The sequence below is a fragment of the Acidovorax sp. FG27 genome (assembly GCF_040365715.1).
Taxonomy (GTDB): domain Bacteria; phylum Pseudomonadota; class Gammaproteobacteria; order Burkholderiales; family Burkholderiaceae_C; genus Paracidovorax.
Window position 1 is genome coordinate 81,989 of the sequence record NZ_BAABVY010000006.1, and the last position, 9,429, is coordinate 91,417.

The 9,429-nt window shown below is 72.4% G+C and carries 7 protein-coding genes and 1 pseudogene; 5 read left to right on the plus strand and 3 right to left on the minus strand.

The features are described from left to right. Positions 1-71: 71 nt before the first annotated feature. A complete protein-coding gene (locus tag ABWV53_RS04260) occupies positions 72-3,284 on the minus strand; it encodes an error-prone DNA polymerase (RefSeq protein WP_353363291.1) in 3,213 nt (1,070 codons plus the stop codon). A gap of 454 nt (positions 3,285-3,738) precedes the next feature. Between ABWV53_RS04260 and ABWV53_RS04265 the strand changes: the two genes are divergently transcribed. Further along, positions 3,739-4,173, plus strand: coding sequence for an SH3 domain-containing protein (locus ABWV53_RS04265; protein WP_353363307.1), 435 nt, complete (start codon positions 3,739-3,741; stop codon positions 4,171-4,173). 283 nt (positions 4,174-4,456) lie between these two features. Here ABWV53_RS04265 and thiD read toward each other — a convergent pair whose 3' ends face one another. Next, positions 4,457-5,335 (minus strand): bifunctional hydroxymethylpyrimidine kinase/phosphomethylpyrimidine kinase, encoded by an 879-nt coding sequence (gene thiD, locus ABWV53_RS04270; RefSeq protein ID WP_353363293.1) that lies wholly within the window; start codon positions 5,333-5,335, stop codon positions 4,457-4,459. Between the two features lie 331 nt (positions 5,336-5,666). Between thiD and ABWV53_RS04275 the strand changes: the two genes are divergently transcribed. Genes ABWV53_RS04275 through thiE form a run of 4 tightly spaced genes read left to right on the plus strand, consistent with a single transcriptional unit; the run spans position 5,667 to position 8,792 of the window. Then, entirely contained in the window at positions 5,667-6,815 is a 1,149-nt protein-coding gene (locus tag ABWV53_RS04275) for an FAD-dependent oxidoreductase (protein WP_353363295.1), read from the plus strand. Beyond that, entirely contained in the window at positions 6,812-7,009 is a 198-nt protein-coding gene (thiS, locus tag ABWV53_RS04280) for a sulfur carrier protein ThiS (protein ID WP_353363297.1), read from the plus strand. Before ABWV53_RS04275 ends, thiS begins: the two co-directional genes overlap by 4 nt. Before the next feature lie 39 nt (positions 7,010-7,048). After that, positions 7,049-7,867, plus strand: a complete 819-nt coding sequence (locus tag ABWV53_RS04285; RefSeq protein WP_353363299.1) for a thiazole synthase — start codon at positions 7,049-7,051, stop codon at positions 7,865-7,867. After that, a complete protein-coding gene (gene thiE / locus ABWV53_RS04290) occupies positions 7,860-8,792 on the plus strand; it encodes a thiamine phosphate synthase (protein ID WP_353363301.1) in 933 nt (310 codons plus the stop codon). The genes ABWV53_RS04285 and thiE overlap by 8 nt, the downstream gene beginning before the upstream one ends. A 56-nt stretch (positions 8,793-8,848) precedes the next feature. On the opposite strand, the pseudogene ABWV53_RS04295 reads toward thiE, so the two are convergent. Then, positions 8,849-9,429 (minus strand): annotated as a pseudogene (locus ABWV53_RS04295) (hypothetical protein); the annotation flags it as partial.

The window sequence follows — 9,429 nt, forward strand, 5'->3', positions numbered from 1 at the left end:
CTGGCGCCCCTTCCATGAGCGCTGGCAGCTATTGATTCGATAGCAAATCCCGCTGCGGACGCGGGGGTCGGTCAGTGGAAGTCGCGGCTGCCGTCCAGCGCCTGCGCCATGCGGCCCAGCAGATCGGTGAGGTCACGAAAGCGCTGGGCCACCAGATGGCGCACCGCCGTCTGGCTGCCCTCGGGCGTGGTGCTTTGCCAGGTGCCCTCCACCGCCAGCAGGCGCGAGCGCAGCAGCGGTGCGCGCCAGGTTTCCACCAGCGCGGGCCAGACGATGACGTTGACCGAGCCGGTCTCGTCTTCCAGCGTGACGAACATCGTGCCCTTGGCCGAACCCGGCCGCTGGCGCACGGTGACGATGCCGCAGGCGCGCACGCGGTCGCCGCTGCGGGCGCCCTCCTGCAGCTGCAGCGCGGTGCGCAGCCGCCAGCGGTCCAGCCGAGGGCGCAGCAGCGCCAGCGGATGGCGGCGCAGCGTGAAGCCGGTGGCGGCGTAGTCGAACAGGATTTCCTCGCCCTCCTCGGCCTCGGGCAGGTCCAGCGGGGCCTCGTCCACCGGCGCATCGCGCAGGAGCGGCGGCGCGCGCAGCTGCGCGGCAGCGTCCCAGGCCTGCTGGCGGCGGTGGCCCGACAGGGAGTGCAGCGCATCGGCGGCGGCCAGGGTCTGCAGGTGGTGGCGCTCCAGCCGGGCGGCCAGGGCCAGCGCCTGCGTGGAGGCAAAAGGCGGCGCAGAGGCGCCGGCGGCCGACAGGCGGGCATCCACCACCCGCTGGGCCGCGGCCGACTCCAGCCCCGCCACCAACCGCAGGCCCAGCCGCACCGCCGGCTGGGGCAGCGCCACGCCGGGCAGCGGCAGCAGCTCGCCTTCCAGCGTGCTGTCCACCTCGCTGTGCGACACGTCGATGGGCAGCACGCGCACGCCGTGCCGGCGCGCGTCCTGCACCAGCTGCGACGGGCTGTAGAAGCCCATCGGCTGCGAATTCAGCAGCGCGCAGAGGAAGGCCGCCGGCTCGTGCCGCTTGAGCCAGCTGCTGGAATAGGCCAGCTGCGCGAAGCTGTAGGCATGGCTTTCAGGGAAGCCGTATTCGCCGAAGCCGAGGATCTGCTGGAAGATGCGGTCGGCGAATTCGTCGGGATAGCCCCGGTCGTGCATGCCCTGCTTGAGCAGGCCCTCGAACCGGTGCACGCCGCCCTTGCGCCGCCAGGCCGCCATCGAGCGGCGCAGGTCGTCCGCCTGCCCCGCCGTGAAGCCGCCCGCGTCCATGGCGATCTGCATCACCTGCTCCTGGAAGATCGGCACGCCCAGCGTGCGGCCCAGCGCGTCCCGCAGTTTCTCGTATTCGATGGGCAGCGGGCCCTGCTGGCCGGCGGCCACCCAGGCGCGCTGGCGTTCCCGGGCCTGCAGGTAGGGGTGGACCATGCCGCCCTGGATGGGGCCGGGGCGCACGATGGCGACCTCCACCACCAAGTCGTAGAGCGTGCGCGGCTGCAGGCGCGGCAGCATGCTCATCTGGGCGCGGCTCTCGATCTGGAACACGCCCACGGTGTCGGCGCGGCAGATCATCTCGTAGGTGGCGGGGTCTTCGTTGGGAATGTCCCGCAGCTCCCAGCGCTCGCCGCGCAGCGCGGCCCGGCCGTCCAGGCAGCGGCGCAGCGCGCTCAGCATGCCGAGCGCCAGCACGTCCACCTTCAGCATCTGCACGACGTCCAGGTCGTCCTTGTCCCACTGGATGATGGAGCGGTCCTGCATGGCGGCCGGCTCCACCGGCACCAGGCGGGTCAGCGGCCCCTGCGTCAGCACGAAGCCGCCCACGTGCTGGCTCAGGTGGCGCGGGAAGTCGATCAGCTCGCGGGCCAGCTCCAGCCACAGCCCGGTCAGGTGGGCCGGCAGCGGCACGCCGCAGGCAGTGGCCAGCTCCTGCAGGCGCTCCTCGGCGATGGCTTCGTCGAACCAGTGGTGGTCCTTGGCGAAGGCATCGATGAGCGCAGGCGCGATGCCCAGCGCCCGGCCCACGTCGCGCAGCGCGCTGCGGGTGCGGTAGCAGGTGACCACGGCGGTGATGGCGGCCCGGTCGCGTCCGTACTTGGCGTAGATGTACTGGATGACCTGCTCGCGCCGGTCGTGTTCGAAGTCGACGTCGATGTCGGGCGGCTCGCTGCGCTCCTTGCTGATGAAGCGCTCGAAGAGCAGCTGCGAGGTGGCCGGGTCCACCGCCGTGATGCCGAGGTAGTAGCACACCGCCGAATTGGCGGCCGAGCCGCGCCCCTGGCACAGGATGCCCACGCTGCGTGCGAACCGCACGATGTCGTGCACCGTGAGGAAGTACATCTCGTACCCCCGGTCGGCGATCAGGTCCAGCTCCTTGTGGATCTGCGCCGCGATGCGGTCCGGCACGCCCTGCGGAAACCGCGACTGCACGCCCTGCCAGGTGAGCCAGGCCAGCGTCTGCTGCGCGGTCATGCCGGGCAGCACGGTCTCGAGCGGGTAGCGGTAGCGGATCTCGCGCAGATCGAACGTGCAGCGGCTGGCGACCTCCAGCGTGGCGGCCAGCAGCTCGGGCGGGTAGATGCCAGCCAGCCGCACGCGGGGGCGCAGGTAGCGCTCGGCATTGGCCTGCAGCGCGAAGCCGCATTCCGACACCGGCCGGCCCAGCCGCACGGCGGTGATCACGTCCTGCAGGCGCTTGCGGTTGCGCCGGTGCATGTGCACGTCGCCGGCCGCCACCAGCCGCAGGCCGAGCTCCGCGCCGGCGCGCTCCAGCGTGTGCAGCCAGAGGTTGTCGTCGGGCAGCAGGTGCAGCTCCACCGCCAGCCAGGTACTGGCGGGCTGCAGCGGCGCCAGCGCGGCCTGCAGGCAGGCGCGCAGCGCCGGCAGGTCGCCCGCGTCGGTGAAGTGCGCGCGCTGCGGCGCGACCAGCACCTCGCAGCCGCGCAGCAGGTGCAGCGGCGACATCGCGTCGACCCGGTACTGTCCCTTGGGCGCGCCCTGGCGGGCCGCGGTGATGAATTCGCAGAGGTCGCCCCAGCCTCTCAGGTCACGCGCCAGGGCCACCAGCGTGAGCGGGCCGAAGGCGAATTCCGCGCCCAGCAGCAGGCGCAGCCCGTGCCGGGCCGCCGCCACATGCGCCCGCACCACGCCCGCCACCGAGCACTCGTCGGTGATCGCCAGCGCCTCGTAGCCCAGGGCGACGGCCTGCTCCACCAGCTCGTGCGGGTGCGATGCACCGCGCTGGAAGCTGAAGTTGGAGAGGCAGTGCAGCTCCGCGTAGTCGGGTAGTTGGGGCAAGGGAATGGGCCGGTGGGGAGATGCGAGCGGGTGGGCGGGCGCGCCGGGGCCGGCCTATTGTCCGCCGAGGGCCTCTTGCTACGCTTTTGATAGCGGCATGCGCTGGTTCCATGGGCCATTCGAGCTGATTCGGCCTGCAATGCCGATGGATGCTGCGCACCCCGCTATGCATTTCGAAGCACCGGATGGCGGGCCGCGCCCCGGCGAAAAAGCAGGAACTTCGCCGTCACGGGGTTCTCAACCGGGTTGGCCGCCGTGCGCGGCCAACCCCTCGCACGCCTCTCGCGTGCCTCTCGCGTGCCTCTCGCGTGTCCTTTGCGGCACGCGCTTCCATCCTCTCGTTCCAAGGAGTTTTCGCCCCGTGCCTGATTCGACCGCAGCCCTGACCCCTCGCTCCCCGACCGCTCGCGGCGCCCACCTCTCGAGCCTTTTCCTCACACGGGCGCGCACCGCACTGGCCGCAGTGCTCTCGGCCGGGCTGCTGCTCACCGCGGCCGCCACGGCCAGTGCGCAGAGCTTCGTCAGCATCAAGGGCTCGAGCGTCAACGTGCGCGAGACGCCATCCACCCGGTCCGACACGCTGTGGGAGCTGGGCTCGGGCTACCCGTTGCAGGTCGTGCAGCGCAAGGGCTCCTGGCTGCGCGTGCGCGACTACGAATCCACCCTGGGCTGGGTGTATGCGCCGCTCACCGCCAAGACGCCGCACATGGTGGTGACGGGCGCCAGCGCCCAGTTGCGCGCCGGCCCCGGCACGCGCCACAAGGTGGTCGGCAAGCTGCAGCACCTGGAGGTGGTGCGCACCTTGAAGAAGACCGACGGCTGGGCGCACGTGCAGCGCGAGGGCGGCCAGAAGGGCTGGGTCGCTCGGCGGCTGGCCTGGGGGTGGTGAGAACGTGTTGACGACCTCCCAGGGGTCGCGCAGCGGTGTGGGCGGGTGGGGTGCAAGGCGCGGTGCGCAGTGGATAGCACGGCTATCCACAAGCGCCGCAACGCCGCAGACCGCCCGCCCACACCGCTGCCCTTCGGGTTGGAGCGAAATCGGGCCATGGCAACGAGTTTTGAGGCTCCGGCTGCTTGCATGGGCATGAGCCCATGCGGCGCATCCGAAGCATCCACTCATCCCGATTGCGCTCCAACGCGATCCCCTGCGAGATCGTCAACACGTTCTAAGACTATCCCAGCACCCGCTGCGGCACCGGCGCATGGCCATGGTTCAGCGGGCCGTGGCCCTGGCCGGTGCGCACGTCGGCCCCCGCCGCAATCGCGGCGAGGATGTAGGCCCTGGCTGCCCGCACAGCGGCAGCCAGCGGCAGGCCCAGCGCCAGGTGGGCGGCGATGGCCGACGACAGCGTGCAGCCGGTGCCGTGCCCGTTGTGCGTGACGATGCGGGCCGACTGCAGCCGCTCGTGGCCGGTATCCGGCGAGCCGCCCGCGCCGGCCAGCACGTCCACCACCCAGTCGCCGGGCAGGTGGCCGCCCTTGAGCAGCACGGCCCGCGCGCCCAGGGCCAGCAGGTCGCTGGCGGCGGCGTCGAGGTCATCCACCCCGCCGATGCGCCGCTCCAGCAGCCAGCCGGCCTCGTCCAGGTTGGGGGTGACCAGCTCGGCGAGCGGAAACAGCTCGCTCACCAGCGCGCCCACCGTCTCGGCGGCGATCAGGCGGTCGCCGCTGGTGGCGACCATCACTGGGTCGAGCACCACGTGCGGCAGGCCGTGCGTGCGGATGGCATCGGCCACCACGCGCACCACCTCGGGCGAATGCAGCATGCCGATCTTGACGGCGTCGACGCCGATGTCCTCCACCACCGCGTCGATCTGCGCGCGCAGCATCTCGGGCGGAATGCCGTGGATGCCGCGCACGCCCAGCGTGTTCTGGGCGGTGATGGCGGTGATCGCCGTCATGCCGTAGCAGCCGAGCGCGCTGAAGGTCTTCAGGTCGGCCTGGATGCCGGCGCCGCCGCCGCTGTCGGAGCCGGCGATGGAGAGCACGCGGGCATAGCGGCGGCCGCCGGGCGGCGCGGCGGCAGGCGAAGGGTGATCGATGTCGTTCATGGCAAAAATTATCCGGCATGGCGCGCTGCCCGCCGGCCGGGCCGCGCACCCGCGCACGCCTGCTCCAGGTCAACCGCAGGGCTTCGGTCGATGTGCTGTAATTCGCGGCACGGACGAAACAGGGGTGTCCCGCCGACCGGGCCGATGGGCCCGGGGTGCCGGACTGAGAAATACCCTGGGGCCCTTTTGCACCGCCGCCCGGGCGCACCCGGCGCCGCGCGGCAGGTCCCGCCACCCGATCCAGGTCATGCTGGCGTGGGGAGTTTCAACATCGGAACCACCCGTTTTGTCTGCCCCTCCACACAGCCTGGCTGACCGACGACGGACGACGATGTTTCCCCTGCTGCAATCCCCTTCCTCCATCACCGTGCTGGGCGCGGGCCTCATGGGCCGGCTGCTCGCCGTGGCGCTGGCGCGCGAGGGGCACCGCATCGACCTGTACGACGCGGGCGGCCCGGGCGCGGAAGGCTCGGCCGCTCGGGTGGCGGCGGCCATGCTGGCGCCGCTGGCCGAGTCGGCCGTGACCGAACCCGCCGTGGTGCGCATGGGCCAGCACGCCCTGGCCCGCTGGCCCGAACTGCTGGCGCCGCTGGCCGCGCCGGTGTTCTTCCAGCAGAACGGCACGCTGATCCTCTGGCACCGGCAGGACGCCGCCGACGCGGCCCGTCTGCGCGGCACGCTGGAGCGCAACCAGGCGGCCCTGCCCGATCTGCCCGCCATGCAGCCGCTGGACGGCGCTGGCGTGGCCACGCTGGAGCCCGCCGTGGCGCACCGCTTCACCCAGGGCCTCTATCTGCCCGGCGAGGGCCAGCTGGACAACCGCCAGCTGCTGGCCGCGCTGGAGGCGACCCTGGCGGCGCTGCCGGTCACGCTGCACTGGCACAGCCCCCGCTCGCCGCAGGACTTCCGCCCCGGGCAGCCAGGCCAGCCCGACTGGGTGATCGACTGCCGGGGCCTGGGCGCGCGCGGCCAGTGGCCGGCGCTGCGCGGCGTGCGCGGCGAGGTGGTGCGGCTGCACGCCCCCGAGGTGACGCTGCAGCGGCCCACGCGCATAGTGCACCCGCGCTATCCGATCTACATCGCGCCCAAGGAAGACCACCTTTTCGTCATCGGCGCGACCGAGATCGAATCGGACGACCTGTCGCCCGCCAGCGTGCGATCCACGCTGGAGCTGCTGAGCGCGGCCTATGCGGTGCACAGCGGCTTCGCCGAGGCGCGCATCGTCGAGATCGCCACGCAATGCCGCCCCACCCTGCCCGACAACCTGCCCGCCGTGCGCCAGCCGGCCGATCGGGTGCTGGAGGTCAACGGCCTCTACCGCCACGGCTTCATGATCGCCCCGGCGATGCTGGACGTGGTGCTGCAACTGCTGCACACCGGACAATCGCCCCTCGCCTCCCGCTTCGGCCTGGCGCTGCAGCTGCGCACCGCGCAGCAGCCGGCGCCAGCGCCGGCGCCCGTTCCCTGTCCAACGCCATGAACATCTTCATCAACCAGGCCGCCGCCGAGCTGCCCCCGGCCGCCACCGTGTCCGATGCCATCGCCCACGCCGGCGCCCGCCCGCCCTTCGCCGTAGCCGTCAACCTGCAGTTCGTGCCCAAGGGCCGCTACGAGCAGCACGCGCTCGACGAGGGCGACCGGGTCGAGATCATCGCGCCCGTCACCGGCGGCTGAGCCGGCCCGCCCCGTCCCCGCTTCTTCACACGCACTTCCATGTCGCTTCACTCCCCCTCCCCGCCCGCCGACGCCCTGGTGCTCTACGGCCAGACCTTCCAGAGCCGGCTGCTGCTGGGCACGGCGCGCTATCCGTCGCCCGCCGTGCTGGAAGCGGCCGTGCGCCGCGCCCGTCCCGCCATGGTGACCGCCTCGCTGCGTCGCCAGGGCAGCAACGCGGCCGAGACCGGCAGCAGCTTCTGGGAGCTGCTGCGCCAGCTCGACGTGCCGGTGCTGCCCAACACCGCCGGCTGCCACAGCGTGCAGGAGGCGATCACCACCGCCCAGATGGCGCGGGAGGTGTTCGACACGCCCTGGATCAAGCTAGAGCTCATCGGCGACGACTACACGCTGCAGCCCGACACGCTGAACCTGGTGTCGGCCGCCGAGCAGCTCATCCGCGACGGCTTCCAGGTGCTGCCTTACTGCACCGAAGACCTGGTGCTGTGCCAGCGGCTGGTGGACGTGGGCTGCCAGGCCGTCATGCCCTGGGCCGCGCCCATCGGCACCGGCCGCGGCCCCGTCAACCCCTATGCGCTGCAGCTGCTGCGCGAGCGCCTCGACGTGCCCATGCTGGTCGATGCCGGCCTGGGCCTGCCCTCGCACGCCTGCCAGGTCATGGAATGGGGCTACGACGGCGTGCTGCTGAACACCGCCGTCGCCCTGGCCACCGATCCGATCGCCATGGCCGGTGCGTTCGCCGACGCGGTGAGCGCCGGCCGTGCGGCGCGCACCGCGGGCGCCATGACCGCGCAGGACGCGGCCCAGCCCAGCACGCCCGTGCTGGGCACTCCTTTCTGGCACCACGATCATGGCTGAGCACACCACGCCCACCCTCGGCGACGTCGATACGCTGGCGCGGGCCATCCTGGCCCACCATGGCGCGGACTACGCCGACTTTCCGCCGCAGCCGGCGGGCGGCGCGCCGGCCGGGCTGCAAGACCCCGTCGCGCAGGCCGCCTACCAGGCCTGCAGCGCGCTGGGCTTCATCCCGCACGACGCGCACACGCTGGCCCTGGCCTGGGCCGCGCAGACCCGGCGCCTGGGCCGGTTCGACGCCAGCCGCTGGCCCGACGAGCCGGCGGACTTCGGCCTGCAGCCGCGCCCGCACGCCCGGCCGTTCGCGGCCTGCCCGGCCGCGCTCGGTCTGTACGCCGTGCTGCCGGATGCAGAGTGGGTCGGCCGCATGGCGCGCGCCGGCGTGCCCACGGTGCAGTTGCGCTTCAAGTCCGATGACGCAGCGGCCATCGAGCGCGAGGTGCGCGCCGCCGTGCAGGCCGTGCGCGGCACGCCGGCGCTGCTTTTCATCAACGACCACTGGCAACAGGCGATCGACGCAGGGGCCTACGGCGTGCACCTGGGCCAGGAAGACCTGGATGCGCTCGCACCCCATCAACTCGACGCCATTCGCGACGCGGGCCTGCGGCTGGGCGTCAGCACCCACGGCTACGCCGAGATGGTGCGCGCCGACGCCGGCAGCCCCAGCTACGTGGCCATGGGCGCGGTGTTTCCGACCACGCTCAAGAAGATGGCCACGGTGCCGCAAGGGCTGGCGCGTCTGGCGGCCTATGCGCGGCTGATGCGTGGCTATCCACAGGTGGCCATCGGCGGCATCGGCCTGGCGCAGTTTCCGGACGTGCTGGCAACAGGCGTTGGCTCCATCGCCGTGGTGCGGGCGCTGGTGAACGCCGCCGATCCGCAGGCCGCCGCCACGGAGCTGATGCACGCCATGGCCGCCGCCTAGCGGCCTGGGTTGCGGGCGCCGCAGGCGGCGTGGCCACCTGCCACCACCGCCGTGCCCTACTCGGGCTTGCCGCGCTTTTTCTCCAGTTCCTCCAGCTCGAAGCTGACTTCGAACCGGTCGCTGGACGACCCGAAGCCCACCGGGGGCGCGGATGGGTTCGGCAGCGCGACGGGGGCCGTGGGCACTTCGCCGGCGCCGCCGGGCGTGGGCTCCGACAGATCCAGATCGAGGTCGAACGAATCGACCACCAGCCCGGGCGGCGGCGCGGGCGGGCGGCGCGGCGTGGCGGGCATGTCGCCCAAGGGCGCGTCGAACGACAGGTCCGGCAGCATGTCGATGTCAGGCATCGCTGCCATGGCGCCGGCGGCGGCACCGCTGGCGCCAGCGGCCCAGCCGCCGTCCTCGCCCGCCAGCGGCGTCGTGCGGCGGCGGGCCGCCAGCGTGCCGCGGTCCGCGGGCGCGGTGGTCTGCGAGATGGCGAGCAGCAGCAGCAGGTCGTCGAAGGCCGCCAGGTCGAACGGCTCCTCGCACACGGTGCCGTCGGTGAGGAAAACGCAGTTGGCGATGAAGTGGCCCACGTCGGACGTCGGCCAGACGGCTTCGATCCGCGCGAGCGTCTCGGGGTAGTCCAGCAAGG